The organism is Luteimonas sp. gir, assembly GCF_037198055.1.
Classification (GTDB): Bacteria; Pseudomonadota; Gammaproteobacteria; order Xanthomonadales; family Xanthomonadaceae; genus Luteimonas; species Luteimonas citri_A.
Genome location: NZ_JBBAXQ010000001.1, coordinates 65,274 through 92,116, shown reverse-complemented (window position 1 = coordinate 92,116; position 26,843 = coordinate 65,274). Strand labels below are relative to the sequence as shown.

The window sequence follows — 26,843 nt, the reverse complement described above, 5'->3', positions numbered from 1 at the left end:
AACACGGCCAAAGAGTACCCTTGCGCACTGAACACGTTCTCACGCCGAGGCTGCGCATGTCCCGTCCGCTCCGCGCTCCGCGCATCGTCCTTTCCAGCCTGCTCGCGCTCGCGTTCGCCGGATGCGGCGGTCAGGATCCGACCCCGGCCGCGCCCACCGCCCACACCCCGATCGATGCGCCGAGCCAGCGCCTGGACTGGCCGTTGCCGGCCACTGGGCCCGGCTCGAGCGCGCCCGACCTCGTCGCCGGGCCCGACGGCTTGCTGGTGCTGAGCTGGATCAATTCGCGGCAGGGGCGCCGTCATGCATTCCAGTACTCGCGCTTCGACCCGTCCGCGCAGCGCTGGCGCAATGCGCCGACCACGATCGCGATCGGCAACCGCATGTTCGTCAACTGGGCCGACACTCCGCACGTGCTGCCCACGCCCGACGGCGCGCTGTGGGCGCACTGGTTGCAGAAGCGCGGCGACGCGCCGTACGCCTACGACGTGGTGCTCGCGCGCTCGCGCGACGGCGGGGCCAACTGGAGCGCGCCAATCCCCGCGCACGATGACGGCACTGCCACCGAGCACGGCTTCGTGTCGATGTGGGCGCAGGGCGGTGGTCTCGGCCTGGCCTGGCTCGATGGCCGCAACACCGGCGGCGGTCACGCCGACGCCGCCGACGGCGACCACGCCGCGCACGAGGGCGCACCGATGACCCTGCGCGCGGCGGTGTTCGACGCCAATCTGCAACGCACGGTCGAGCACGAGATCGATGCCCGCGTCTGCGATTGCTGCCAGACCGCGGCCGCCGTCACCGGACGCGGCCCGGTGGTCGTCTATCGCGGCCGCACCGAGGCCGAAGTCCGCGATGTCATGCTGACGCGCCTGGAGAACGGCGCCTGGCGCACGCCAGCACGGGTGCATGCCGATGACTGGACGATGCCCGCCTGCCCGGTGAACGGCCCGGCGGTCGCGGCGCAGGGTGATGCGGTGCTGGTGGGCTGGTACACCGCCGCCGGCGACACGCCGCGCGTGCAGCTGGCGCGCAGCGACGATGCCGGCGATGCCTTCGCCGACCCGGTGGTGCTCGACAGCGGTCCGGCGGTGCAGGGGCGCGTCGCCGTCGCCCTCGATCAGGCCCAGGCCTGGGCGGTGTGGCTGCGCGAGGACGACGCTGGCGGCCAGTCGCTGTGGCTCTCGCGCCGCAGCCCGGACCTTTCGACCGAATACGAGCGCATCGAACTCGCCCGTCTGCAGGGGCGTGGGCGTGCGACCGGCTTCCCGCAGTTGCAGGTGCTCGGTGGCCAGGCTTATGTGGTCTGGACCGACGTCATCGACGGTGCGCCGCAACTGCAGGGCGCGCGGCTCGTGCGCTGACGCGCAGGCGGCGACGCTCGACCAAGCAACTTCCGCGCGCGGGGAGGTCGGCACCGCGCCTGCCTGTTCCGCCTCGCCCGGACGCATCTCCTCGCGCGCAGCGGAGGTCGGCGCGCAACGCGCCGGGTGGGGCAGGGGTTCGTCGCGGCAAAGCGGCCCCCATCCCAACCTTCCCCCGCTCTACGGGGAAGGAGCTAAAAGCCCTCGTCGCGCGAGAACACCTCCCCCGCGCGCGGGGGAGGTCGGCGCGCGCAGCGCGCCGGGTGGGGGAGGACCGTCGCGCTTACCGCTCGTGCCGCCAGTTCACCGAGCCGCGGTTTTCCAGCGTGCTCGATTCGATCTCGACATCGAAGCCCCGGCTGAGCAGGTACTTGAGCGTCAGCACCTGGCCGGTGCCCAGCAGCGACACGCCGAAGCCGACGTACAGCCGCGGCGACAGCTGCTTGCCGACGCCCAGCACGCTGCCGCCGAGCGCGCGCGACTGACTGATGCCGGCATTGTCGAGTCCGATCTTGCTGCCGAGTTGGCCGGCGATCAGGTCGCCGCCGGCGTTGAGCGCGGTGGCGGCGGCGTCGAGCTGTTGGCCCTCGGCACTGGTCAGGCTGGAGGCCGAGCGGCCCAGCACCAGGTACGACAGCGCCTGGGAATCGTCGCTGGACGGATCGGTCCAGACGTTGACCTGCGGCGCGGAGGCGCGGCCGCTGACGTCGATACCGGCGGTGATGTCCTCGGCATCGATGCGGCGCTCGGCGCGTACATCGAGCACCGGGTCGGCCACCGGACTGTTGTTGAAGACCAGATTGCCGCGGGTCACCTTCAATTCCTGTCCGTAGGCCTTGTAGCGGCCATCGACCGACAGGCGTCCATTGCCGGTCATCTCGCGGCCCGGCACGGCGCGCACGCGCAGCTCGCCGCGCATGCGGCCATCGAAGCCGAAGCCGCGCAGACCGACGTTCTCGCCCACGCCCACCGTCAGATCCAGCGCCAGCGACGAGGCGGTGCCGCTGTCGTCGGGATCGATCGGGTCGAGCACGACCACGTCGGGCGAGGCCGACACGCCTTCGCTCAGGCGTTCGAGATCCAGCAACGCGACATCGACGAAGACCTTGCCGGTGACGTTGAGCGGTTGCTGCGCCGCATAGCGCACGGTGATGTCGGGGGAGGCGATGATGTGCATGTCGCTGGTGTCGGCGGCCAGCACATCGGTCCCGCGCAGGTTGAGCTCCAGCGGCGTCGCCTCGCCTTGCCAGTCCAGCCGGCCGTCGATGTCGAGCGTGCCCTTGCCCGAGCGCACATTGCCGTGGATGCGGGCGGTGCCGTCGGGCAGCGCATCGAGGCCGACATTGCCTTCTTCGAGCGCGATCGCCAGCGACGGGATCTCGGTCGTGAAATCGCTCAGCCGCGCCTGGCCGCCGATCGTTGGCTGCGCACGGGTGCCGCCCAGCCGGATGTCGGCGGTCAGGCGGCCCTTGGGCTCGACGATGTCGGGCGAGAACAGCTCGACGAAGGTCAGGTCTTCGACGTTGGCGACCAGCGAGCCCGACAGCGGCGAATACGCATCCCAGCCATTGGTGACCTGCGCCTGCACGCGGCCGACCTCGTTGAGCGTCGTCGTCAGGCGCGCGCTGAGCCGGTTGGCGTCGAACTCGGCGTCGAGCGCGAGATTGTCGTAGGTGATCACGTCATTGCGCGCGCGCTCGGACGTGCGCACGCCGCCGCTGGCTGAGCGCACGCTGGCGCTGCCGGCAAAGCCGTTACCCACCGGGCGGGCGCGCCCTTCGAGCGCGATCTCGCCGCGCAGCACGAATGCCTGCCCGCCATCCTGCTCGGGCAGGTAGGGCGTCGCGAGTGCGAGTGGCAGCCGCTCGCCGCGCACGCTCACGCCCTGGCGCGGCCAGTCCGCGCTGGCGCACAGCGAGCCGCCGCCGCTGGAGGCAAAGCAACTTTCCGACAACGTGATGCGCGCACCGGTCTGAGCGAACTTCGCCGGGCCCTGCAACGCCCAGCTCGCGCCCGTCGTCGGTGCCAAGCGCAGCGTGGCCAGGGTGCCCTGCCAGCCACCGTTGCGCTGGGAGGCCTCGCCCGACAGCGCCAGCGCGCCGATCTCGCCACGCGCGTCGGCCTGCAGCTGCAACGCGGTGATCGCGCCGCGCGCCGACAACTGCACCGTGTCCAGGGCGACACCGGCCTGCACGCCGCTGGCTGAGACTTCCAGCGTGCCGGCATCGCTGCGCCACGGCAGGCGGCCGTCGATCCGTGCGCTGGCCGCGGCGTAGTCGCCGAAACGCAGCGCGGTGCCGGTGAGGTCGGCCGCGATGTCGGGCGCCGTGCGCGCACCGGTGACCCGCAGCGTGCCCTGCAGCGTACCGCCGCCCTGGGGCAGGAAGTCGGCCAGTTGCAACGGTGCCAGCTTGGCGTCGATGTCCAGGGTGTCGGCGACCTTGGCGCGCGCATCGACGCGGCTGCCGCCGAGCGTCAGTGCGACCTCGCCCTCGAAATCGCTGCGTCCGGCCTCGCCGGCGTCGCGGGCCGGCCCATGCATCGCGAATGTCGCGCGGCCGTCGAGCCGCCGTGCGCGCAGCGTACCGCCGAGTTGGTCGGCCTCGACGGCCACGTCCAGGCCGCCGTCGTCGCGGGTGCTGCCGGTCGTGGCCAGGCGTCCGTTCACCGCGCCCTTCCAGTTGCGGGCGAAGTAACCCGGATCGAAACCGGCCAGGGTCGCGGCGATGTCCCATTGCAGTGCCGGAGCCCAGGCCACATCGCCGGTCGCATCGAGCGTGCCGGTCGGCATCTCGACGTGCGCGGTGTGCAGACGCATGCGCTGTGCGTCGCCGCGGCCGTCGAAATCGACGCGTGCGCGCAGGCCCTCGCGTTCGATGCCCGCCTTGCCGATCGCCGCCCATGCCGCGGTGCTGCCGGCGATGCCGAGGTCCGCATCGGCGACGATCGGCGGCGCCGGATCGGCGCTGGCGGGGTCGGCCCCGAACTGCACGCCGCGGGCATTGACCGCGAAGCGGAACCGCACATCGCCGGGCTCGGCGACATCGGCATGGCCGCGCAGCGTCACCCGCCCGTCGAAGGTGTCGACGACCAGCTGTTCGACGTCCAGGCGCTGGTCCTCGAGCCGCAGCTTGGAGGGCTGCAGCACCACGGCCAGCGGTGCTGCGTCGGGCTCGCCGATGGCGAGCTTGCCCTGCAGCGTGGCCGCGCCGCCGGTGCCGTCGGCGCGCAGGTCGAAGGCCAGCGGCGTGCCCGGCTCGCCGTTGCCGACCAGCAGCGACGGGTCGAGCCGCGTGGTGTCGGCGCGCAATGCCCAGCCCGGATCGTCGCGACCGCGCAGCGTGATCAGTGCGCGCAGCGGCGCCGGTGCGTGGCCGATCACTGCGACGTCCAGATGCGCCAGATCGCCGCGCGCGACCAAGCCGATGCGCGGCCGCGTGCGTCCGGGCGGTGCCGGCATCAGCGCGCTGGCGGTCAGGTCCATCCGGTAGTCGTCGTCCGGTGCGTAGACCCCGTCTGCGGTGAACCGGCCACGGTCGCTGTCGACGACGATCCCGGTCAGCCGCAGTTCGCCCTGCTGCGCATCGAGCCCGCCGCGCAGCGTGCGCACGTCGATCATCGGCTCGCCCATGCGCGTGACCCGGAAGCCGTCGACGCGGATGGTGTCGGCCTGCAGCGACAGCGGCAGGTCGATGCGCGGCAGCGAATCGGGCCAGCGCGGCAACTCGAACGGTGTGTCGACCGGCGCCGGCAGTTCCAGCACCGCCTGGTCGATATCGAGCACATCCAGACGCAGGCGCCGGCCGACCAGCGGCATCAGCGCCGGGTCGATGGTCACGCGTGCGGCGGCGAAGGTCAGCACCCGCGGCTCGTCGCACTGCCCGTAGGGCACCGGCTGTTCCTCGACGTCCGGACAGCTGCGCTGCACGTAGCGCACGTCGTACATCGTCAGTGGCCCCGACGCGGGGCCCTCGGCCGCGCGCCAGGTCAGTTCGGTGCCCGCCGGCAGGCGCGATGCGATCTGGTGCAGCAGGAAGTCGCGTCCGCCGAACGTGGTCAGCAGCCACCACACCAGGCCGATGGCCAGCACCGCCAGTACGGCGACGCCGATCGCGCTGCGGATCGCCAGCTTGCGTCTGCGGGCCTTGCGGCGCTGGCGCAGTTCGGCGATGCGCGCCTCGCGCGCTTCGGGGGTCAGGTCGTCGGGCAGACGGTCGCGCCGGAAAGCCATCTCTAGAACTCCGCGCCGATGCTCAGGCCGATCGTGAATGCCGAATCGGGATTGTCGAGGCCGCGGCCGATGTCGAGCTTGAGCGGGCCGACCGGCGACTTGTAACGCGCGCCGATGCCCACGCCGGTGCGCCAGTTCGGCGAAGTGCCGTCGAACGCGTCGCCGCTGTCGACGAACACCGCCGCGCCGATCGTTTCGGTGAAGTAGCGCTCGAACTCGACGCTGGCGGTAACCACGTTCTTGGCGCCCAGCGCATAGGCCTTGCGGCCGTCGCGCGCGGGAATGCGTGGGCCGACCTCGCGCCAGTCGTAACCGCGGATGCTGCGGTCACCACCGGCGTAGAAGCGCAGGCTCGGCGGCATCGCGACCAGCGCGTTGGTGAAAGTGTGGCCGAGCTCGCCGCGCACGATCAGCCGGCTCGATTCGCCGATGCCGCGGAACCAGCTCGCGCGCGCATGCAGCTGGGTGAACGTCGCATCGGACGCCGCGCCCTCGACGCCCCCGCGCAGCATCACCGAACCGCCGATGCCCGCGGTCGGGAACAGCCGGTCGTCGACGTCGATGTACTCGGCGCGCAGCGAGGGGTAGGCGAACGTGGCGTAGCGGTACAGCGCACCGGCGAATTCGTCGTCCGGATCGGCCGGGGCGTCGGGGTCTTCCTCGGGCGCGTACGCCCAGCGCTCGCGCAGCACGTGCAGCGAGGCGACCAGGTTCAGACGGTCGTTGTACTGGCCGCTGCGGCTGCCGACCAGTTCGACGCGGCGCGAGTCGATGTAGTCGGTCTGCTCGTCGGCGGCCTGCAGGCTGGCGGTGTACCAGCCGTCGAGCCAGGCGAAGGCGGGGATGCGGTACTGCAGCGTCAACGTCTTGCGACGCTGCGCATAGTCGAGCTGCGCCAGCGCCTTATGACCGCGCATGTTGACGTAGCGGCGCTCGACGCCGAGCCGGATGCCCGCTCCGCTGTCGGTGCCATAGCTCAAGCCGGAGGTGTAGATGCTGCGCTTGGCGGGCGTCAGCGACACCTCGATCGGCACCTCGCGCTCGGCGTTGGCGTCCTCGACCTTGGGCTCGATGTCGATCGTGGAGAAATAGTCGAGCCGCGAGAGCGAGGTGCGCAGGCGGTCGAGGCGGCCCTGATGGTAGTAGCTGCCTTCGTCCCAGTAGACCAGCCGTTCGAGCAGTTCGTCGTTGACGACGGGTTCGGGCGACTGCTTGAAGGTCGTCGGGCCCATGTTGTAGCGCTCGCCGCTGGTCCACACCAGGTCGATGTCGGCGGCGTGGTCGGCGCGGGTGATCTCGACCCGGCGCGAGGCGAACTCGGCGTCGAAATAGCCGCGCTCGCTGAGGCGGCGGCTGAGCCGGTTGCGGCTGCCGTCGTAGTCGGCGTGGTTGAACACGCCGCCTTCGCCGGGCACGAAGCTCGCCAGGTCGCGCGCCAGGTATCGGTCCTGACCGCCGGGGCCGATGATCGCGATATCGCGATTGCGCACACGCACCGGCTGGCCCAGATCGACGACGATGCGCACCGAGAAGACATCGTCCTTGCGCTCGCGCTGCACGTCGATCGTCGGCGAGTAGTAGCCGAAGGGCTCGAGCGCCTTGCGCGTCTGCGACTCGGCCTCGCGGATCAGATACGCCATGCGCCGTCCGGACACGTCCTTGCCGATCGCATCGTGCAGCGCCAGCGAGACGCGCACGTTCTCGGTCATTTCCTCATCGAGGCCGGAGATATCGACACGATCGACACGTGCGGCCTGCGCCGCGGCCGACGAGAAGACGAAGACGACGGCGGCGAGGCACAACGGGAGGCGGGGCATCGGGCGAGGATACCCGGTGCGCGTCAAGAGTCGATTAACGGCGCGACCCTGTTCGTGCAGTGCTCAGGCCGACAGATGGCCGATCGCCGCGACGCTGCCCAGCCGGTCGGCCAGCCCTTGCAACAGCGCCAGGCGGTTGCCGCGCAGCGCCGGGTCGTCGGCGTTCACCATCACCGCGTCGAAGAACGCATCGACCTGCGGACGCAGCCGCGCCAGCCGCGTCAGCACGGCGACGTAGTCGCCCTGGGCCAGGGCGGGTCCAGTCTCGCCGTGCGCGGCCGCGACCGCTTCGGCCAGCGCGGCTTCTGCCGGCTCGCGCAACAGCGCCGCGTCCACTGCGCCGGGAATCACATCGTCGGCCTTGCGCAGGATGTTGCGGATGCGCTTGTCGGCCGCGGCCAGCGCGGCGGCTTCAGGCAATTGCGCGAATGTCCCGATCGCATCGATGCGGCGGTCGAGGTCGTACAACGAGGCCGGGCGCAGCGCGGCGACCGCGGCTAGGTGCGCGGCCGGCACGCCGCGGTCGGCGTAGTAGCTCTTCAGGCGTTCGAGCAGGAAGTCATAGAGCTCGTCGGCCAAGGCCTCGGTCGACTCGACCAGGCCCGCGACGCTGGCAGACTTGGTCGCGATGCCTTGTGCTTCGAGCGACTTGAGTTTGTCCATCGCACGCGTTGCTTCCAGCGAGACCGCCGCACGTTGGATTTCCTCGGCAGCCCGTCGCAGCAGGACATTGAGATCCAGATCGAACCCGCTCTCGATCAGCGTGCGTGCCAGCCCAAGCGCGTTGCGGCGCAACGCGAACGGGTCCTTGTTGCCGGTCGGCTTGAGGCCTGCTGCGAAGCCGCCGGCCAGCGTGTCCAGGCGCTCGGCGATCGCCAGCACCTTGCCCAGCGCCGAGAGCGCGATGTCGTCGCCGGCAAAGCGCGGCTGCCAGGCCTCGTCGAGTGCGTTGGCCAGCGCGCTGCGGTCGTCTTCGGACAAGCCGGCCAGCGCCGGGTCGTGCTGGGCGTAGTAGCGACCGGCGATGCCCTGCAGCTCGGGGAATTCGCCGACCATCCGCGATTGCAGGTCGGCCTTGGACAACTGTGCAGCGCGTTGCGCCAGGCCGGCATCGACGCCGACCTGCGGCGCGATCGCCTGCGCCAGCGCGGCCACCCGCGCCACCTTGTCGGCGATGCTGCCGAGCTTGGCCTGGTAGGTCACCGTGCGCAGGCCCTCGTTCATCGCCGACAGGCCCTGCTTGAGATCCTCATCGAAGAAGAACTTGGCATCGGCGAAGCGCGGACGGATCACGCGCTCGTAGCCCTTGGCGACCTCGGCCGGATCCTTGGAGACGATATTGGCGATGCCGATGAAATGCTCGGTCAGCCGGCCGTCGCGCAGCACCGGGAAGAACTTCTGGTTCGCCTCCATCGTCGCGATCAGCGCTTCCTGGGGCACCGCCAGGAATTCGGCCTCGAACGTGCAGGCCACCGCACTCGGCCATTCGACCAGGCAGTTCACCTGCTCGAGATTGTCGGTCTCGATGCGCGCCTGGCCGTCGACCGCGCGCGCCGCAGCGTCGACCGCGTCCGCGATCGCCTGGCGTCGGGCATCGGGATCGACCAGCACCGAGGCTGCGCGCAGCGCCTCGATGTAGTCGCCGGGCGCGGCGATGGTCACCGGCGCATCGTGCATGAAGCGGTGGCCGCGGCTGTCGCGGCCGGCGCGTGCGCCGAACAGGTCGGCCTCCACGACCGCATCGCCGTGCAGCGCGACCAGCCAGTGCACCGGGCGTGCGAACGCGTGGGCGTGGGCGCCCCAGCGCATGGGCTTGGGGATCGGCATCGCCGCGATCGCCTCGCGCAATATGTCGGGCAGCAGCGCGGCGGTGGTCGCACCGGCGGTCGCGGTGCGGTGCACGAAGCGCTCGCCCTTGGCGTCGGTGGTCTTCTCCAATTGGGTCCAGTCGACCCCGGCCTTGGCTGCGAAGCCTTGCAGCGCCTTCGTCGGCTGGCCGTCGGCATCGAGCGCGATGTTGAGATACGGCCCCAGCACCTCGCCGCGCTGTTCGGGCTGTTCGGCGGCGACGCCGGGCAGCAGCACCGCCAGGCGCCGCGGCGTGTACAGCGGCTTCGCATCGCCGCGGACCACGTTGATGCCGCGCTTGTCGAGCGCCGCGATCACGCCGTCAAAGAACGCCTGGGCCAGGCCGGGCAAGGCCTTGACCGGCAGTTCTTCGGTGCCCAGTTCGATCAGCAGGGGCTTGGTGTCGGTCATGCGGAAGGACCCTTTCTCTCTTCGCCCGCCGTGCCCGCGGTGCGGGGGAGGGCCGTGTCGACCGCCGGAGGGCGGATCATGGAACGTCTTGGTGCGCAGCAGATCCGGGCAGATTCAAACTGCGGCGTCGGCAAGCGCGGCGTCGCGCTTGAGCCGCGGGAAGCCGAGCTTCTCGCGTTGCGCGTAATAGGCCTTGGCGACCGCCTGGGCCAGTGTGCGCACGCGCAGGATGTAGCGCTGGCGTTCGGTGACGCTGATCGCGCGGCGCGCGTCGAGCAGATTGAAACTGTGGCTGGCCTTGCAGACCTGCTCGTAGGCCGGCAGCGGCAGCCCGAGCTCGACGAGCTTGAGCGCCTCGGCCTCGCAGTGGTCGAAGCGATGGAACAGCTCGGCGACGTCGGCGTGCTCGAAGTTGTAGGTGCTCTGCTCGACTTCGTTCTGGTGGTAGACGTCGCGGTAGGTGACCGGCGTGCCGTCGGGGCCATGGGTCCAGACGATGTCGAACACGTTGTCGACGTTCTGCAGATACATGCACAGCCGCTCGAGGCCGTAGGTGATCTCGCCCAGCACCGGACGGCATTCCAGCCCGCCGGCCTGCTGGAAATAGGTGAACTGGGTCACCTCCATGCCGTTGAGCCAGACTTCCCAGCCCAGCCCCCAGGCGCCGAGGGTCGGCGATTCCCAGTTGTCCTCGACCAGCCGCAGGTCGTGCACCTGCGGGTCGATGCCCAGCTCGCGCAGCGAGCCGAAGTACAGCTCGACGATGTTGTCGGGATTGGGCTTGAGCGCGACCTGGTATTGGTAATAGCGCTGCAGACGGTTGGGATTGTCGCCGTAGCGGCCGTCGGTGGGGCGACGGCAGGGCTGCACGTAGGCCGCGTTCCACGGCTCGGGGCCGAGCGCCTGCAGGAACGTCGCCGGATGGAAGGTGCCCGCGCCGACCTCCAGGTCCAGCGGCTGGATCAGCACGCAGCCCTGACGGGCCCAATAGGCGTTGAGCGTGAGGATCAGCTCCTGGAACGTCGGTCCGGTCATCGGAGTGGGGCGTGGCGGCGGCGCGCTAGTATAGCGGTCCACGCCATGCCGCCCGCCGCGCCAGGCGGCCGCGGCCACGGAGGGAACAGGCTTGAACGAACCCCGGATGCCGCCGTCGCCCGCAGGCCAGGAGGCCGGCGCGCCCGTCGCGCGGCTGCCGCCGGGGCGGTTGACGTTCGAGCCGGTCGTCGCCGCGCTGGTCGCCGACGGCCTGCTGGCACCGGCCGACGCCGAGCGCGCGCGCGTGGGTGGGCGCGCGACCCGCGGCCTGGAGGCGGTGCATCCGCTGGTGCTGTTGGCCAATCTCAAGCTGCCGTCCGCGCTGCGCCCCGGGCGCGAGCTGGGCCTGGAAGCGTTGACGCAATGGCTGGCGCAGCGCACCGGGCACGCCTATCTGCGCATCGACCCGACCAAGATTGTCGTGGCCGATGTGACCGATCTGGTCTCCCACGCCTATGCCCGCCGGCACCGCATCCTGCCGGTCGAGGTCACGCCCCAGCACGCGCGCATCGCGACCAGCGAACCGCTGGCGCTCGACTGGCTGCCCGATCTGCAACGTCTGCTGCGCCGGGACATCGACCTGGTCGTCGCCAATCCGCTCGACCTGCATCGCTACACGATGGAGTTCTTCGGCGTCACGCGCTCGGTGCGCGGCGCGCGCGACCTGCGCGACGGTGGCGGCACTGCGCCGTCGTTCGAACAACTGGTCGAACTGGGCCGCTCAGGCGACGTCAACGCCGACGACCAGCACATCGTGCACATCGTCGACTGGCTGCTGCAGTACGCCTACGAGCAGCGCGCCTCGGACATCCATCTGGAGCCGCGCCGCGACGTCGGCCGCGTGCGCTTCCGCATCGACGGCGTGCTGCACAAGGTGTTCGAAATGCCGCCGCCAGTGATGACCGCGGCGGTCAGCCGCATCAAGGTGCTCGGACGCATGGACCTGGCCGAGCGCCGGCGGCCGCAGGACGGTCGCATCAAGACCCGCTCGCCGGGCGGGCGCGAGGTGGAGATGCGCCTGTCGACGATGCCGACCGCCTTCGGCGAGAAGTGCGTGATGCGCATCTTCGATCCCGACACCGCATTCAAGACGATCGCGCAGCTGGGCTTCGACGATGGCGAGGCCACGGCCTGGAACGACCTGGTGCAGCGTCCACACGGCATCGTGCTGGTCACCGGGCCCACCGGCTCGGGCAAGACGACGACGCTGTATTCGACCCTGCGTGCGCTGGCCACGCCCGACGTCAACGTGTGCACGGTCGAGGATCCGATCGAAATGGTCGCCGTCGAGCTCAACCAGATGCAGGTGCACGCCGCGATCGATCTGACCTTCGCCCAGGGCGTGCGCACCCTGCTGCGCCAGGACCCGGACATCATCATGATCGGCGAGATCCGCGATCTCGACACCGCGCAGATGGCGGTGCAGGCCGCGCTGACCGGCCACCTGGTGGTCTCCACGCTACATACCAACGACGCGCCGTCGGCGGTGACGCGGCTGCTCGACCTGGGTCTGCCGCACTATCTGATCGCCTCCACCCTCAACGGGGTACTCGCCCAGCGCCTGGTGCGCACGCTGTGCCCGCATTGCCGGACCGCGCGCGCGGTCGACCCGGAAGGCTGGCGCGCGCTGGTCGGCCCCGAGGGCCCGCCACCGCCGGCACAAGCCTGCGGTCCGGTTGGCTGCCTGGAGTGCCGCAACACCGGCTATCTGGGACGCATCGGCCTCTATGAGCTGATGCCGGTGACGCCGGCGCTGCGGGCACTGATCCAGCCGGCGATGTCCCTGGCCGGCTTCGCCCATGCCGCGGTCGGCGATGGCCTGCGCACATTACGCATGGCCGGCGCGGAGAAGGTCGCGCAGGGGCTGACGACGGTCGAGGAAGTGATGACGGTGCTGCCGCCACGCGAGTAGGCGCGCCGGCGCGCCCCCACCCGGCGCGTTGCGCGCCGACCTCCGCCGCGGGCTGGGGAGGTGAGATCTCGGCGCAACTTGGGGGCATTGGGTGCGCGTTTCAGCCTCGAGTCGCTCTCCCGCGGGCAGGGGAGGAGAGATCAACGTGCGAGCCATTGGGTGCGTGTTTCAGCGTCGAGTCGCTACGCTTGCGGTTTCATCCACGCGCCGACCCCACGATGGCTTCCGATCTCCCCATCCTGATCCTGCAAACCGGACGGCCGGTCCCGTCGATGCGCCGCTACGGCGGCTTCGCGCACTGGATCCGGGTGGCCGCCGGGCTGGCGCGCGACCAGGTCGCGGTCGTCGATGTCGAGGGCGGCGCGGCGTTGCCGCCGATCGATGCGGTGCAGGCGGCGATCGTCACCGGCTCGGGCGCGATGGTCACCGACCGCGCCGACTGGAGCGAGCGCAGTGCGGACTGGCTGCGCGATGCCGCGCAAGCGGGCATGCCGCTGCTGGGCATCTGCTATGGCCACCAGCTGATCGCCCATGCGCTCGGTGGCGAGGTCGGCGCCAATCCCCACGGGCGCGAGATGGGCACGGTGGAGATCGAGACGCTGGCGGCCGCCAGCGACGATCCGCTGTTCCGCGGGCTGCCGCCGCGGTTCGCCGCGCAGGCCACGCATCTGCAGAGCGCGCTGGCGCTGCCCGCCGGCGCGGTGCCGCTTGCCCGCTCGGCGCTCGAGCCGCACCACGCCTTCCGCTGGGGCGAGCGTGTCTGGGGTCTGCAGTTCCATCCCGAGTTCAGCGCCACGCACATGCGCGGTTACATCCGCGCCCGGGCGCAGCCGTTGCGCGAGGAGGCCGCCGATCCTGCGGCGATGCTGACCGCAGTACGGGCCGCGCCACATGCGCGCACGGTACTGCGACGTTTCGCGGCCGCTTGCGGCCGGACGTCCAGGCCGAAGGCCGGGTAACGGCCCTGTCTGCCGCGCGCCGATCGCGCGCACGCGGCTGCGCGCGGCCTGCGCGCCGTGTGCATCGGCACTGCAGTACGATGACCGGCCTCGTGGCATGACGCCATGTGCGGAAACGGGAAGCAGCGGGATGACGATTCGGAGCGTGGGAGCGGGCCATGGCTGGCAGTGGCTGGTGCAGGCGGTCAACGTCGGTCGCGGCAATCCCCGGGCGGTGTACGGCGCGGTGGCCATCGTGTCGCTGCTGGCGCTGCTGCCCAGCGTGTTGCAGCTGGTGCTGCAGCTCGCGTTCGGGCTCGACGCGCAGTCGCAACTGATGGTGATCGGCGCCATGTCGCTGGTTTCGATCCTGGTCTACCCACTGCTGATCGGCGGCGTGTTGCGGGTCATCGATGCGGTCGAGCAGGGCCGGCCGGCACGACCGGGCGACCTGTTCTCGGTGTTCTCGGTCGGCGCCGGGCGCCTGGTCGGGTTCGGCCTGTTGATGGGCGCGCTGTACATCGCCACGTTCTACGCGCTGGTCAGTCTGTTCGGAGACGGCGTGCCGGAGTGGTACCTGGAGGTCGTGACGATCACCCAGGAGGTAGGCGCCAGCCAGACGTCGCCGTCGGCACCGCCCGAGTTGCCGATGCCGCCCGCGGGGATCGGCCCGTTGATGGCGCTGGGCCTGCTGTTTGGCATGTTCTATGCGACGGTCTATGCGATCGGACTGGGCCAGGTCGCGCTCGGCGGGCGCAGCGTGTTCGCGGCGTTCGGCGACGGCGTGCTGGCCACGCTCAAGAACGTGCTGCCGGTGCTGGTGATCGCGGCGCTGGCGATGGCTGGCGGTTTTGCGCTGCTCCTGGTGTTCGGCGTGGTGGCGTCGCTGGTGACGATCGTTGCCACGCTGCTGCATCCGGCGCTGGGCGCGTTCCTGGTGCTGCCGATGTACCTGGTGCTGCTGCTGGTGCTGTACGTGGTGATGTTCGGCGCGATGTACGTCATGTGGCGCGACATCTGCGGCGAGGCCGCGGCGCCGACCGGGCCGGCCCCGGGCTCGACGATCGAGCTGTAGCCAGGCGGGGGCCTACAGCCCCAGCGTCGTGTCCAGCGCGGCGGTCACGCTGCGGTCGACGGCATGCATCAGCCAGGCCAGCAGCAGGAAGCAGGCCGGCAACTGCAGCGCCAGCCACAGTCGCACGGGCAGGGGCATCGGCCGTGCATCGACGCGTACCACGTGGGTGCCGGCAATGCGGTCGTGCAGTGCCTGGTGGCGCGGGGCGAGTCCGGCCAGTGCGTGGCCGATGTTGAGGCTGGCCCACGACAGCAGGCCCGCGGCCTGACGCAGCGCCGCGCGCACGGGACTGGGCGGCAGGCCGTCGTCGTCGACCACGCGCAGGCCCAGCAGGCGCTTGCCCGGGGTCGCCTGCCAGCGCGAGCCCTCGAACCCCGCGAACCAGATCAGCGCGAGCAGCGCGAATGCCAGCATCGGCGGCAGCAGCCAGGCGCTGACCGCGACCGACAACTGGCCGACCGCGGCGTGCAGCGCGGGGTCGGCGAGCCAGGTCCGTGCCAGCGCTGCCGGCGCGACGCCGCGGTCGGCGGCGTCGGCCATCGTGCCGGCCATCGTCAGGCTCAATGCGTCGAGCGCCTCGCCGCAGGCGGCCAGGCCCGCGCACAGGCGGCGATGCAGCAACGCGACGACGACCACGGCGATCGCGGCCGCGTCCAGCGACCAGGCCGCATAGCGGCGCGGCAGCGACGTCGGCGCGCCCACACTCATGCGCGGTCTTGCAGGGGGCCGGGCTTGGGCGCCAGCAACCGCGCCGCGATGATGCCGGCCTCGTAGAGCAGGCACATCGGCACGGCCAGCATCAGCTGGGACACCACGTCGGGGGGCGTGATCACCGCCGCCAGCACGAACACGCCGACCACTGCGTAGCCGCGCGCCTCGCGCAATTGGTCGGTGGTCACCCAGCCCAGCAGCACCAGGATCACCAGCGCCACCGGCAGCTCGAAGCTCAGACCGAACGCCAGGAAGATCACCAGCACGAAGTTCAGGTAGGCGTTGATGTCGGTCATCATCGCCACGCCATCGGGGGTGACCAGGGTCAGGAACCGGAACACCGACGGCAGCACGAAGAAGAAGGCGAACGCGCAGCCGATGTAGAACAGCCCGACCGCCGAGGCCAGCAGCGGCAGCGCCAGGCGCTTCTCGCGCTTGTACAGGCCCGGCGCGACGAACGCCCAGGCCTGGTACAGCAGCCAGGGCATGGTCACCACCAGCGCGGTGAAGAAGGCGAGTTTGAGCGGCGCGAAAAACGGCGAGGCGACCTCGACCGCGATCAGATGCGCGCCTTCGGGCAGTTTGTCGAGCAGCGGCTGGGCCAGCAGCCCGTACAGGCGATTGGCGAACGGCAGCAAGGCCACCAGCACCAGACCGGTACCGGCCAGGCCGCGCATCAGCCGCATGCGCAGCTCGATCAGATGATCGACCAGGCTGCCCTCGCCAGCGTCGTCGTCAGCGTGCCGTGCCATCGCCGGCCTCCTGGGGGACGCGTGGGGGCGCGGTCGGGTCGGCTGCGATCGCGCCCGGTGGCAGGGCAGGCATCTCGGGCTCGTCGGCGGGCGATGACGCGATCTGCGCCTCGGTCTGGGCCGGGGTGCCCGGCACACGGCGGGCCTCGTCGGCGAGTTCCGCGGCGCCGCGACGCACGGCGTCGAACTCGTCGCGCACCTTGCTCTGGGCATCGCGCAACTGGGTGCCAACATCCGCGATCGACCGCTGCGCGTCCTGGACGCTGCGCTTGAGTTCCTCGGCCTCGAGTTCGCGTTCCAGCTCGGCCTTGACCGAATGCCACTGGGTGCGCGCGCGGCGCACCCACAGCCCGGCAAAACGCGCGGCCTTGGGCAATCGCTCCGGGCCGAGCACGATCAGCGCGACCAGCGCGATGATCATCAGCTCGCCGGAACTGAAGCCGAACATCGTGGAGAACGTCGACCCGCGCGATCAGCGCGGGGTATGGTCTTCGCGTCGTGCGCGCTCGGCGGCCGACTCCGACTCGCGCGAACGGTCGTCGAGACGCTCGGGCGGCACGTCGTCGTCGTGCATGCCCTTCTTGAAGCCCTTGACCGCCTCGCCAAGGTCGCGCCCGGCGCCGCGCAGCCGCTTGGTGCCGAACACCAGCAGCACGACGAGCAGGACGATGAGCCAATGCCAGATGCTGAAACTGCCCATGGCGGGACCAGTCTGATTCGAGTGGACGGCTAGGATAGCGCACCGACCGCGCTCGCCGGCCTCACGCGCGTTTTTGTCGCAGGGGCAAGCTCGCTTACGGCAGCTGTTCGACCTGGGCGGGCTGATCGTTGACGGTCTCGAACGGCTGCGGAGCCGGGTCGTAGGACTGCACCGGTACGGTGGTCGCTTCGGGCACGCCCTGGATCGGCGGCGCCGGCTGCGCGGCGCGCGGGGCGACCGCGGCGCCACCACGGGCCACGCGCGCGGTGGCGCTGGCCTCTTCCAGGCGGTCGCGGAAATCGACGATCGGCCCCGATGGCGCCTGGCCGGGTCGGTTCTCGAGGATCGCGCGCGGCGTGGTGGTGTTGCCGTAGACCGCGACATTGGCCTCATCGTCGATCGAGAGCACCGCGCCATCGAGCGCGACGCCGGCGAACAGCCCGCGCGCGCGAGACCACGACCAGATCTCGGCCTTGAGCTGGCCGTCGGTCAATGCCGCCGCATTGCGGCCCACCGGGCCGGCGGCGACCCCGGCATCGGCGCCGAGGGTGAACTTGCCGTTGACGATCGATTCGAGGCTGCGTTCGTTGCGAAACACCAGCACCACGTCCGAGGACTGCACGCCCGCCTGCAGGCCGATGCTGCCGCCGGTGAGCTTGACGAAGGCCGGGTTGGACCAGGTGCCGTCGGCGGTTCGCACCGACAGCAGGCCGTGGCCACGGCGACCGCCGATGACCAGCCCGGCCTTGACGGTGTCGGGGATCACGATGATCGCGCGGGCCTCGTCGAGCAGCTTGTCCGGAATGCCGGACTCCGGGATCGCCTGGATTTCGTTGAGCACGCGCACCGCATTGCGCGCGCGCGCCTCTTCCTGTGGACCGGCGAAGGCGGGACCGGCAACCAGTGCGACGGCGAGACCGGCAACCAGCAGGGAACGACGCGGGGACAGGCGCATGGAGAGCTCCGGAGACTAAAGAAGGGGCAACGGCGCAACGCGGCGCGGAGCGGCCGATTCAGGCTAGTGACGACGGCATGAATCGTGCGTGAGTTCGGCCGGTCGCCGTGCGACGTGCGCGTCGGCTGCATTGCAGCGGCCGGCCTGCCATCCTATGCGGATGTCCGCTCATCCGCTTTCCTCAGACGCCGCGCCGGCCGCCACCGCCGTGTTGATCGTCAATCTCGGCACGCCCGATGCGCCCACCGCCGATGCGGTGCGCGCGTATCTGGACGAATTTCTGTCCGATCCGCGGGTGGTGCGTCTGCCGCGCTGGCTGTGGTTGCCGTTGCTGCGCCGGGTGATCCTGCCGCGGCGCTCGCCGAAGGTCGCGCACAAGTACGCCGAGATCTGGCTCGAGGGCGGCTCGCCGCTGGCGGTGTACACGCGTCGGCTGGCCGAGGCGGTCGATGCGCGCATGCCCGAACTGCGCGTGGTCCATGCGATGCGCTATGGCCGCCCGGCGCTGGCGCAGACGATGCGCGCGCTGGCCGCCGAAGGCATCCGCCGGATTCTGGTGCTGCCGCTGTATCCGCAGTACTCGACGACGACCACCGCCTCGGTCGCCGACCGGATCGCCGAGACCCCGATCGATGGGGTCGAGGTCCGCATGATCGAAGACTACGCCCGCGAGCCGGCTTGGTTGCAGGCGCTGGCGGCTTCGGTGCACGCGCATCGCCAGGCGCACGGCCGCGGCGAGGTGTTGCTGTGTTCGTTCCATGGCATTCCGCAACGCATCGTCGACCAGGGCGATCCCTATGCCGAGCGCTGCGAGGCGACATTCCGCGGTCTGGTGGACGCACTCGGCGACGATGCCGGCGACTGTCGCATGGCCTACCAGTCGCGCTTTGGCGCCGGCAAATGGCTGCAGCCGGCGACTGACGCGACCCTGGTGGCGATGGCCAAGGCGGGGGTGCGTGAGGTCGATGTGCTGTGTCCGGGCTTTCCGGCCGATTGCCTGGAGACGCTCGAGGAGATCGCGATGCAGAACGCCGAGCTGTTCGTCGCCAATGGCGGGACACGGCTGCGCTACATCCCCTGCCTCAACGACGCGCCCGCGCATGCCGATGCGATGGTGACGCTGCTGCGCCGCGAACTGGACGCCTGGGCATGAGCGGCGCGGACTTCGCACTGGAGATCGGCATCGGCACCGTACGCGGCCTGCGCTTCGGCACGCCGGGTGCGCGTCGGGTGCTGGCGCTGCACGGCTGGCTCGACAACGCCGCAAGCTTCGGGCCGCTGGCCGCGCATCTGGACGGGCTCGATCTGGTCGCGCCCGACCTGCCCGGGCACGGCCGCAGCGTGCACATGCCCAAGGGCACCGACTACACCTTCGTCGGCGCGGTGCACCAGGTCCTCGACATCGCCGATGCGCTGCAATGGGATCGCTTCGCACTGCTGGGCCATTCGATGGGCGCGGGCATCGCCAGCCTGGTGGCCGCTGCGTGTCCTGCGCGGATCGAGCGGCTGGTCGCGATCGAAGCGCTCGGGGCCCTGCCCGAGACCGAGGCCAACACCGTGGTGCGGTTGCGCGACGCGGTGACTTCGTCACGCGGTCTGGGCGAGCGGCCCTTGCGGGTGTTCCCCGATCTCGACGCGCCGGTGCGTGCGCGCATGCGCGTCAATGCGCTGTCGGAAGGCTCGGCACGCCGGCTGGTGGAGCGCGGCGTGCAGACGGTGGACGGCGGCTACGTGTGGTGCAGCGACCCGCGGCTGACCGTGCCGACCGCGGTGCGCATGACGCCCGGCCAGGTCGATGCGCTTGTGGCCGGCATCGAGTGCCCGACCCGGGTGATCTACGCCGATCCGCCGCAGGACTACCTGCCCGAACCCGACCGCAGCCGCCGCGCGCGCCTGCTGCCCGATGGCGACCTGGTCGTGCTCCCGGGCGGGCACCACCTGCACATGGAGCAGCCCGACGCGGTCGCCGCGGCGATCGGGGATTTTCTCCGGCGTTGAGTCCGCCGCGGTGCGTACGCCGGCCGGCGCTCAGCCCGTCAGCAGCGCATGCAGCGTGCCCTTGAGCCGGCGTCCTTCGCTGCGGAAGTAGTCGCGTGCTCGGCGCCAGTCGGGACAACGCGCCTCGACCTCGCGCCAGAACGCGCGCGAATGGTCGGCATGCACCAGGTGGCAGAGCTCGTGTACCAGCACGTACTCGAATGCCGACGGCGCGCCGAGCACCAGCGCCAGATCGAGCGCGAGTGTGCCGTCGGGCGCCAGCGAGCCCCACTGCGAGGACATCGGCCGGATCCGGATCCGCGACGGCGTGCGCGGCAGGCCCGGCAGGTAGCCGGGCAGCCAGCGCGCGACATCGGCGCGTGCCTGGGCTTCGTAGAACTCGCGCAACGCGCGCTGCAGCGCCGCCGGGCCGGCCTGTGTGGGCGCGACGAACACCAGGTGCGCATCGTCCGCCCGCACATGGGCGAAGCGGCCGGGTTGCCAATCCACCGCCAGCAGCGCGCCGCGCAGCGGCAGGTGCGTGGTCAGGTCGCGGCGCAGCGGCGGCGCCTGGCCGTGTTCGGCCAACTGCGCGGCGAGCCAGTCACGGTGCTGCTGCACGAAGGCCTCGCCGGCCGCCAGACTGGCGCGCAGCGGCAACGTCAGGCGCGCGCCCCGCTCGCTGACGCTCAGGCGCATGCGACGCGCGCGCGGATCGCGCATGCGCAGCACCTCGATCCGGCGGCCATCGTCGAGCCAGACCTCGAGCGTGTCGCGCCGCACCGACACGGCGGCGGGGGGCGACGAGGTCAAGCGCGAGGACGGCGGCATGCGTGAAGTGTAAGGCGCGCGCGGCGCGCGCCTGCGCTCATTCCACCTTCGACAGCTTGAACGCGCCCTCGAGCACCTTGAACAGACGCTTGAACTCACCGCGCATCAGCGCAAAGCGCGCATCGAGTTCGGCCTGGCGATCGTCGGCGTCGGTGTGTTCAAGCGTGTCGAGCGCGCCGTCGAGCAGCTTGAACTTGCGCACGATGAGGTCCTCGCCGAGTACGAACTCGATCTGATCGTCGAGCGTGAGCGCCAGCTTGGTCACCTGCTTGCCGGCGTCGAGATGGCGGGTGATCTCCTCGCACTGCAGATCCTGGCGCTGGCATTTGACGATCGCGCCCTGGTCGGACGGATCCTTGAGCTCGCATTCCTCGCCCAGCGCCAGGCCGTCGGGCAGCGGCTCGCCGGCGATCCAGCCGGTCATCACTGCGCGCGGCGAGGTCTCGGCATTGAGCGGCAGCGCCGGGAAGCTGCCCATCGCGGTGCGCACCTGGCTGACCACGTTCTCGGCGCTCTTGCGGCTGGAGGTGTTGACCGCGATCACGCCCAGCTCCAGGTCGATCAACGCATCCGAGCGCACCGGGCGCACGAACGCACGCGGCAGCAACTCCTGGAGGATGTCGTCCTTCATCTGCTTGCGCATCTTGCCGCCGGGCTTGCGTGCGTTCTTCTCCTCGTACTCCTCGATGCGCACGGCCAGGAATTCGTTGACCACCGCGCCGGGCAGGATCTTCTCCTGGCCACCGACGGCCAGCCAGATGCCGTCTTCCATGCGGTGGGTCAGTGCGTCGGCCTCGCGACCCAGCGCCGGCACGAAGCCGTGCGTGGACATTTCCAGCGGGCCGACATCGCGCAGGCGGAACTCGCCGACCTGGGTCTCCAGTTCGGAAACGTCGACGGAGGTGGGGAAGCGGAACAGGGTCAGATTCTTGAAGAACATCGAAGGGCCGTGATTGGGGATGGGGGATCGAAAAAGCAGAAAGCCGGAGCGCCCGTCCTCGCGCGTGTGCGGACCGCCGCCACGTCACCGGACGCGGCGGCGGCGCGGCTCAGTCGCGGGCGTCGTGTGGTGCGCCGGCCAGCCAGTCGTGCGCGTCGGGCAAGGCCGCGCTGCGGCTGCCCAGCGACAGGAAGTCGAACAGCTTCGGATCGCTGAGCTGCGAGGGGCGGATGTCGCCCAGCGCGCGCGCGATCGTTTCGATGCGGCCGGGATGCGCCTTCTCCCACTGCGCCATCATCAGCCCGACCTGCTTGCGCTGCAGGTTCTCCTGCGAGCCGCACAGGTTGCACGGGATGATCGGGAAGGCCTTGGCGTCGGCATAGGCGACGATGTCGGCCTCGGCAACGTAGGCCAGCGGGCGGATCACCACGTGCTTGCCGTCGTCGCTGCGCAGCTTGGGCGGCATGCCGCTGAGCTTGGCGTGGAAGAACAGGTTGAGGAAGAACGTGGCCACCAGGTCGTCGCGGTGGTGGCCCAGCGCGATCTTGGTGAAGCCGTTGGCCTCGGCGTAGGTGTACAGCGCGCCTCGGCGCAGCCGCGAACACAGCGAGCACATCGTCTTGCCTTCGGGCACGACCCGCGAGACGACCGAATAGGTGTCCTGCTCGATGATGTGGTAATCCACGCCGAGCGTGCGCAGGTAGTCGGGCAGGATGTGCTCGGGAAAACCGGGCTGCTTCTGGTCCAAGTTGACCGCGGTGATTGAGAACGACACCGGCGCCTTGGCCTGCAACTGCAGCAGGATGTTGAGCAGCGTGTAGCTGTCCTTGCCGCCCGACAGGCAGACCATCACCTTGTCGCCGTCCTCGATCATGCCGAAGTCGGCGATCGCGCGCCCCACCTGGTGACGCAGGCGCTTGGCCAGCTTCTGGGTCTCGTGCGCGGCGCGGCGCGGGTCGAGCGTGCGGGGCAGGGGGTCTGGCAGGGGCAGGACGGTGCTCATCGCCCATAGTCTAACGGCGCCGGCCTGCGCGGCTGCGACCTGCGTTCAGCGCGCGTGCCGCGTGCTGCGGGCAGGCGCGCCTTATACTGCGGCCGACCGCCGGCGCCCGTTGCGCCGCCCTTGGAGACCCGCAGACGTGAAGCACTGAGCCGACATCCGAGCCGCCGTCCTCCGCACGAGGACGCCATTCGAGTCTGCGCACAGGTCACGTCATGTCCTTCGTTCCGTCCCCGGGCCTCGCCCCGGCCGGTGGTGTCCCGTCGGACGCCGCCCCTTCCGATCTTCTGCATGCCCGCAACCTGACGGCGACGCTCGCCGACGGGCGGGTGCTCTACGCCGGTCTCGACCTGCGCCTGCCCGCCGGGCCGAGCGCGCTGGTCGGCGACAACGGCAGCGGCAAGTCCACCCTGCTGCGGCAACTCGCCGGCGACCGCTCCACCGAGGGCGGCCGGGTGCACCGCACCGCGGACCTGGCCTGGCTGCCGCAGGTGCCGGCGAGGTGGCCGGCGCGGGTGATCGACCTGCTCGGCGACGGCCCGCGCCTGGATGCGCTGCGCCGGCTGCTGGCCGGCGCCGGCAGCGCCGAGGATGTGGTCCTGGTCGGCGAGGACTGGACGCTGGAGACGACCTGGCGTGCGCGCCTGGATGCCCTGGGACTGGTCGGCGTCGGCCTGGACGGGGATCCGGCGCGGCTGTCGGGCGGCGAGCGCCAGCAACTGCGCCTGCTGGCGATCGCGCATTCGCCCGCGCCGATCCTGCTGCTGGACGAGCCGAGCACCTTCCTCGATACCGAGGCCTCGAGGTATTGGCATGACGTGTTCGCGCGTCGCGGCGGCGCAGTGCTGGTGGCAAGTCACGATCCGGCCTGGCTGCATGCGATGCCGCGGCTGTTCGAGCTGCGTGCCGGCGCGCTCTATCGGGTCGATGGCGGCCTGGCGAGCTGGCGCGCAGTGCGGGCAGAGCGCCTGCGCCAGGGCGAGGCGGCGTTGCAGCAGGCGCGGCTTGAGCGCACGCGGACCCAGCAGGCGGTCGCGCGCGAGCGCCAGCGCCTGGAACGACAACAGGCCCGCGGCCGCCGCGCCGGCCGCGACGCCAACCAGTCGCCGCTGCTGCTCGATCGCCTCGCCGACAGTGCCGAGCGCGGGCAGGGCCGTCGCCGGATCGCGCTCGCGCAGCGCCTCGATGCGGGAGATCAGGCGGTGCGCGCGGCCTTCGATGCGTTCGATGCTCCGGCTGCGCCGCAGTTCGTGCAGACGGCCGTCACCTTGCCGCCGGGCCGGCAGGTGCTGGCCTTCGCGCAGGCGCATCCGACTTGCGTCCAGCCGGTCGCCGCACTCGACTGGCAGGCGAGCGGGCCGGTCCGGATCGGGCTCACCGGTCGCAACGGCAGCGGCAAGACCACCCTGCTGCGCGCGCTGCTCGGCCAGGCTGGGCTGGCCAGCGGCTCGGCCCGGGCGCTGGTGCCGGCGCAGACACTCGACCAGCACCTCGACGGCCTGCCGGACGAGACCGGGGCACTGGACTGGCTGCAGGCGGCGATGCCCGACGAGACGCGTGCGACGATCGCGACCCGGCTCGCATTGCTGGGGCTGGGCCGCGACCACGTGGAGCGGCCGATGCGCACGCTTTCGGGCGGCGAGCGGATGCGCGTGGCGATTGCCGCGGCGGCGTGGGTCGGGCCGGCCGCACCGTTGTTGCTGCTCGACGAGCCGGCCAGTCACCTCGATCCGGCCAGCGTCGATGCGCTGGTCGCGCTGCTGCGCGCCTGGCCCGGTGCGCTGCTCGTCGTCTCCCACGATGCCGACCTGCTCGAGGCGATCGGGCTCGACATCGGCCTGCGGCTGGATGCGGACGGGCTGCGCCTGCATCCGCTGTGAGGCGGGCGCCCGTGTGCGACGGGCGCCGGCCGCAGCGTCAGGGCACCCAGACCAGGTTGCGGGTGTTGGCGTCGGTGCTGATGTCGCGCACGCGGCCCGAGCCGTCGAACAGCACCTGGAACTCGGCGAAGCTGCTGAGCCAGTAGCGCCACAGCGGCGCCTCGAGGTCGGGGTTCTCGCTGCTGATCGGGTAGCCGAGCGAGGTGATGACCTGCTCACGGGTCATGCCCGGGGTGATCTTGGCGCGGCGCACCGCCTCCTGCACCTTGGCCGGCCAGCTCGCGATCTTCGCCGCCGGGTCCTCGGTCACGACGTAGCGGCGTGCAAAGGTGTCCAGATCCAGGTCGCGGCTGTAGTCGTTGCCGATCGACTGGCGTTGGCCGTCGATCCGGACGTTGACGCGGTAGCGGCCGTGGCCGGTGACACTGGCCGGGGTGCCGGCCGGGATCACACGTTTGCCGTTCTCGGCATAGTTGCTGTCGCTGATCCAACTGCCGTCGCTGCGCAGGTTGCAGCACAGGTAGCCGTCGTACTTGGACTCGGCGCTGGCGGAGGTGGCGCAGGCGGCGAGCAGCGCGGCGCAGGCGATCGACAGAGAGCTTGCTTGGATTCGCATCGTGTCTTTCCCAAAGCGGACGCGGCCGGAGGCGCCGCGGATCGACGATGGGCGACGCGCCACCCCCCGACTGGCGCGACCCGCATTCTTGCAGGGCCGGGCGCAGGCGCCAAGCGGAGCCGCGACCGCTCGGGTAAGCTCACCGCCATGGCTTTCGAGCGTGCCGACGAGTCCCCCGCCCAGCGCCTTGTCGCGTTGCGCGGCGAGCATCGCGAACTCGACGCGTTGATCGACCGGCTGCAGCACGATCCGCTGCATGACGAGGTCATGCTCAAGCGGCTGAAGAAGCGAAAACTGGCGCTGCGCGATGCGATCGCACAGCTCGAATCGTCGCTGATCCCCGACGAACCGGCCTGACTTGCCACAGGGCAGGCCGCAGGCGTCCATCGGCGGCGCGCGGCGGGCGGGCGACTCACCAGGTCAGCATGTAGCCCAATCCGCGCACCGTGCGCAGTGGCAGCTCGGCGCCGGCATCCCGGCTGCATTTGCGCCGCAATCGATAGACCAGCACATCCAGGCGATGCGAGTCGAACGTGTCGGCATCATCGACCAGACAATGGATCAGGAGTGCTCGCGCCACCGGCTGTCCGGCGCACTCGGCCAGGCGAGCCAGAAATCGCCGTTCGGCGAGCGTGAGGTCGACGGTGCGTCCGCTGGGCGAGACGAGCTGCCAGCCATGCCCATCGAGTCGCCAGGTACCGGTATTGCAGCCGGCCGCCGACGATGTGTGCGAACCCGGCTGCGCATGACGGGGCGCCGGGCCGGCGTCGCCCGTGGACCGACGCGCTGCGTCCGGGCGGACCGGACGGTCGGGTGGCGGCGCAGGATCGCTCGGCAAAGCTGCATCCATGGGGAACATGTGTCGAATCGTCAGAACGCTGCCGTCGTCGAAATGCAGACGCAGTCCGTCGCCGACGCGCTCGAAGCGCCCGGCCGCATCGGGACCGATCCGGGCAGCGATGACGCGCCAGGTGGGCGCGTCGTCCTGGGCGGCCGGGGTGCCCCGGGCCAGCGTGTGGTGTGGTGGTTGGGTGGGCATGCCTGCTTGCTGGAGGAGTCGGACATCGGATTGCGGGACATGCGCGCGCCAGGCCGCGCACGCCGTCCTCTGTCAAACACCTCGTGGAAAGCCGACGAAACAGGACATGCCGTCGCCGAACAGTGCATTTCGCGTCTTACGTACGGTCGCGCGGTGGGCTGGCGTGCGGGGACGCGGCCTCGTCCGGATTGAGTTGCGCCTGCAGAAAGGCACGCGCTTTGCGCCAGTCGCGTCGGACGGTACGCACGGTCAGCCCGGACAGCGACGCGATCTCCGCCTCGCCCAGCCCGCCGAAGTAGCGCAGTTCCACCACCCGAGCCAGACGTGGGTCGAGCGCCTCGAGCGACTGCAGGGCGTTGTGGATGCTCAACAACTGCTCGAGTTTCAGCGCATCGTGCGGCGTCTGGTGTGCGTCGGCGGGGGCGCTGACCAGCACGTCGCGTCCACGCTTGGCCGCTGTGCCCCGCCGTGCCTGGTCGACCAGCACAAATCGCATCGCCCGTGCGAGCAATGCGACCAGGTGCCCACGCGACGCGGCCGGAATACGCGTGCGTGCGAACTTGAGCCAGGACTCGCTGATCAGCGAGGTCGGCGAATGGGTGGCGATTGCCAGCCGACGGATCTCCGATCTGGCGATACGATGCAGATCATCGTAAAGCAGGCGGTAGATCCCGTCCCAGGCGGTGGCGTCTCCGTGGCTGGCGTCGGCAAGCAGGCGGGCGATCGCCGGATCGAGCGCATCATCGTTGCGCATCGCGGCCGTCTCCGGGCGTGCCGGGGAGCGGGGCATTGTCGCGTCTATGAGGTCGGATTC

At 70.8% G+C, this 26,843-nt stretch carries 23 protein-coding genes; 8 read left to right on the top strand and 15 right to left on the bottom strand.

Going from position 1 to position 26,843, the window contains the following annotated elements; genetic code table 11:
* Nucleotides 1–56: 56 nt before the first annotated feature.
* A complete protein-coding gene (locus tag WAF18_RS00455; protein ID WP_337243356.1) occupies nucleotides 57–1,361 on the top strand; it encodes a sialidase family protein in 1,305 nt (434 codons plus the stop codon).
* A 283-nt stretch (nucleotides 1,362–1,644) separates the two neighbouring features.
* On the opposite strand, the gene WAF18_RS00450 is transcribed toward WAF18_RS00455, so the two are convergent.
* From WAF18_RS00450 to glyQ, 4 genes are all read right to left on the bottom strand, one after another.
* A complete protein-coding gene (locus tag WAF18_RS00450; RefSeq protein ID WP_337243355.1) occupies nucleotides 1,645–5,592 on the bottom strand; it encodes a translocation/assembly module TamB domain-containing protein in 3,948 nt (1,315 codons plus the stop codon).
* Nucleotides 5,593–5,594: 2 nt separating this feature from the next.
* Nucleotides 5,595–7,409: an autotransporter assembly complex family protein gene (locus WAF18_RS00445; protein WP_337243354.1), complete on the bottom strand. Its 1,815-nt coding sequence runs from the start codon at nucleotides 7,407–7,409 to the stop codon at nucleotides 5,595–5,597.
* A 63-nt stretch (nucleotides 7,410–7,472) separates the two neighbouring features.
* A complete protein-coding gene (gene glyS / locus WAF18_RS00440; RefSeq protein ID WP_337243353.1) occupies nucleotides 7,473–9,668 on the bottom strand; it encodes a glycine--tRNA ligase subunit beta in 2,196 nt (731 codons plus the stop codon).
* 114 nt (nucleotides 9,669–9,782) lie between these two features.
* Complete coding sequence (gene glyQ / locus WAF18_RS00435) at nucleotides 9,783–10,703, bottom strand: glycine--tRNA ligase subunit alpha (protein WP_337243352.1); 921 nt, start codon at nucleotides 10,701–10,703, stop codon at nucleotides 9,783–9,785.
* A 106-nt stretch (nucleotides 10,704–10,809) separates the two neighbouring features.
* On the opposite strand from glyQ, the gene WAF18_RS00430 reads away from it, so the two are divergent.
* The 3 genes from WAF18_RS00430 to WAF18_RS00420 all read left to right on the top strand — a co-directional run bounded on the left by WAF18_RS00430 (nucleotide 10,810) and on the right by WAF18_RS00420 (nucleotide 14,628).
* Nucleotides 10,810–12,615, top strand: a complete 1,806-nt coding sequence (locus tag WAF18_RS00430) for a GspE/PulE family protein (RefSeq protein ID WP_337243929.1) — start codon at nucleotides 10,810–10,812, stop codon at nucleotides 12,613–12,615.
* 218 nt (nucleotides 12,616–12,833) lie between these two features.
* The gene (locus tag WAF18_RS00425; protein WP_337243351.1) at nucleotides 12,834–13,574 is read left to right on the top strand and encodes a glutamine amidotransferase; all 741 of its coding nucleotides are present in this window, start codon (nucleotides 12,834–12,836) and stop codon (nucleotides 13,572–13,574) included.
* 145 nt (nucleotides 13,575–13,719) lie between these two features.
* The gene (locus WAF18_RS00420) at nucleotides 13,720–14,628 is read left to right on the top strand and encodes a hypothetical protein (protein ID WP_337243350.1); all 909 of its coding nucleotides are present in this window, start codon (nucleotides 13,720–13,722) and stop codon (nucleotides 14,626–14,628) included.
* Between the two features lie 12 nt (nucleotides 14,629–14,640).
* Here the strand turns inward: WAF18_RS00420 and WAF18_RS00415 are convergent, their stop codons facing one another.
* From WAF18_RS00415 to WAF18_RS00395, 5 genes are all read right to left on the bottom strand, one after another.
* Nucleotides 14,641–15,336 carry an RDD family protein gene (locus WAF18_RS00415; RefSeq protein ID WP_337243349.1) on the bottom strand — a complete coding sequence of 232 codons (696 nt, stop codon included), beginning with the start codon at nucleotides 15,334–15,336 and terminating at the stop codon, nucleotides 14,641–14,643.
* Entirely contained in the window at nucleotides 15,333–16,091 is a 759-nt protein-coding gene (gene tatC, locus WAF18_RS00410) for a twin-arginine translocase subunit TatC (RefSeq protein WP_337243348.1), read from the bottom strand. The genes WAF18_RS00415 and tatC overlap by 4 nt, the downstream gene beginning before the upstream one ends.
* Nucleotides 16,075–16,539 carry a Sec-independent protein translocase protein TatB gene (gene tatB, locus WAF18_RS00405; RefSeq protein ID WP_337243347.1) on the bottom strand — a complete coding sequence of 155 codons (465 nt, stop codon included), beginning with the start codon at nucleotides 16,537–16,539 and terminating at the stop codon, nucleotides 16,075–16,077. The genes tatC and tatB overlap by 17 nt, the downstream gene beginning before the upstream one ends.
* A gap of 24 nt (nucleotides 16,540–16,563) precedes the next feature.
* Nucleotides 16,564–16,791, bottom strand: a complete 228-nt coding sequence (tatA, locus tag WAF18_RS00400; protein WP_183425263.1) for a Sec-independent protein translocase subunit TatA — start codon at nucleotides 16,789–16,791, stop codon at nucleotides 16,564–16,566.
* A gap of 94 nt (nucleotides 16,792–16,885) precedes the next feature.
* Entirely contained in the window at nucleotides 16,886–17,746 is an 861-nt protein-coding gene (locus WAF18_RS00395) for a lipid-binding SYLF domain-containing protein (protein WP_337243346.1), read from the bottom strand.
* Between the two features lie 160 nt (nucleotides 17,747–17,906).
* Here WAF18_RS00395 and hemH point away from each other — a divergent pair, with 160 nt between their 5' ends.
* Nucleotides 17,907–18,899: a ferrochelatase gene (gene hemH / locus WAF18_RS00390; RefSeq protein WP_337243345.1), complete on the top strand. Its 993-nt coding sequence runs from the start codon at nucleotides 17,907–17,909 to the stop codon at nucleotides 18,897–18,899.
* A complete protein-coding gene (locus tag WAF18_RS00385) occupies nucleotides 18,896–19,744 on the top strand; it encodes an alpha/beta hydrolase (protein WP_337243344.1) in 849 nt (282 codons plus the stop codon). The genes hemH and WAF18_RS00385 overlap by 4 nt, the downstream gene beginning before the upstream one ends.
* 30 nt (nucleotides 19,745–19,774) lie before the next feature.
* On the opposite strand, the gene WAF18_RS00380 is transcribed toward WAF18_RS00385, so the two are convergent.
* The 3 genes from WAF18_RS00380 to ttcA all read right to left on the bottom strand — a co-directional run bounded on the left by WAF18_RS00380 (nucleotide 19,775) and on the right by ttcA (nucleotide 22,497).
* On the bottom strand, nucleotides 19,775–20,554 hold the full coding sequence (locus WAF18_RS00380; protein ID WP_337243343.1) for a SprT family zinc-dependent metalloprotease: 780 nt from the start codon (nucleotides 20,552–20,554) through the stop codon (nucleotides 19,775–19,777).
* A 37-nt stretch (nucleotides 20,555–20,591) separates the two neighbouring features.
* The gene (locus WAF18_RS00375; protein WP_183425268.1) at nucleotides 20,592–21,494 is read right to left on the bottom strand and encodes a recombination-associated protein RdgC; all 903 of its coding nucleotides are present in this window, start codon (nucleotides 21,492–21,494) and stop codon (nucleotides 20,592–20,594) included.
* A 109-nt stretch (nucleotides 21,495–21,603) separates the two neighbouring features.
* The gene (gene ttcA, locus WAF18_RS00370; RefSeq protein ID WP_337243342.1) at nucleotides 21,604–22,497 is read right to left on the bottom strand and encodes a tRNA 2-thiocytidine(32) synthetase TtcA; all 894 of its coding nucleotides are present in this window, start codon (nucleotides 22,495–22,497) and stop codon (nucleotides 21,604–21,606) included.
* Between the two features lie 212 nt (nucleotides 22,498–22,709).
* Between ttcA and WAF18_RS00365 the strand changes: the two genes are divergently transcribed.
* A complete protein-coding gene (locus tag WAF18_RS00365) occupies nucleotides 22,710–24,374 on the top strand; it encodes an ATP-binding cassette domain-containing protein (protein ID WP_337243341.1) in 1,665 nt (554 codons plus the stop codon).
* A 37-nt stretch (nucleotides 24,375–24,411) separates the two neighbouring features.
* Here WAF18_RS00365 and WAF18_RS00360 read toward each other — a convergent pair whose 3' ends face one another.
* On the bottom strand, nucleotides 24,412–24,990 hold the full coding sequence (locus WAF18_RS00360; RefSeq protein ID WP_337243340.1) for a hypothetical protein: 579 nt from the start codon (nucleotides 24,988–24,990) through the stop codon (nucleotides 24,412–24,414).
* A 147-nt stretch (nucleotides 24,991–25,137) separates the two neighbouring features.
* Between WAF18_RS00360 and WAF18_RS00355 the strand changes: the two genes are divergently transcribed.
* Nucleotides 25,138–25,347 carry a YdcH family protein gene (locus WAF18_RS00355; RefSeq protein WP_183425272.1) on the top strand — a complete coding sequence of 70 codons (210 nt, stop codon included), beginning with the start codon at nucleotides 25,138–25,140 and terminating at the stop codon, nucleotides 25,345–25,347.
* 55 nt (nucleotides 25,348–25,402) lie between these two features.
* Here the strand turns inward: WAF18_RS00355 and WAF18_RS00350 are convergent, their stop codons facing one another.
* Nucleotides 25,403–26,029 (bottom strand): helix-turn-helix domain-containing protein, encoded by a 627-nt coding sequence (locus tag WAF18_RS00350; protein WP_337243339.1) that lies wholly within the window; start codon nucleotides 26,027–26,029, stop codon nucleotides 25,403–25,405.
* A 136-nt stretch (nucleotides 26,030–26,165) separates the two neighbouring features.
* Complete coding sequence (locus WAF18_RS00345) at nucleotides 26,166–26,783, bottom strand: ECF-type sigma factor (RefSeq protein WP_337243338.1); 618 nt, start codon at nucleotides 26,781–26,783, stop codon at nucleotides 26,166–26,168.
* Between the last annotated feature and the right edge of the window lie 60 nt (nucleotides 26,784–26,843).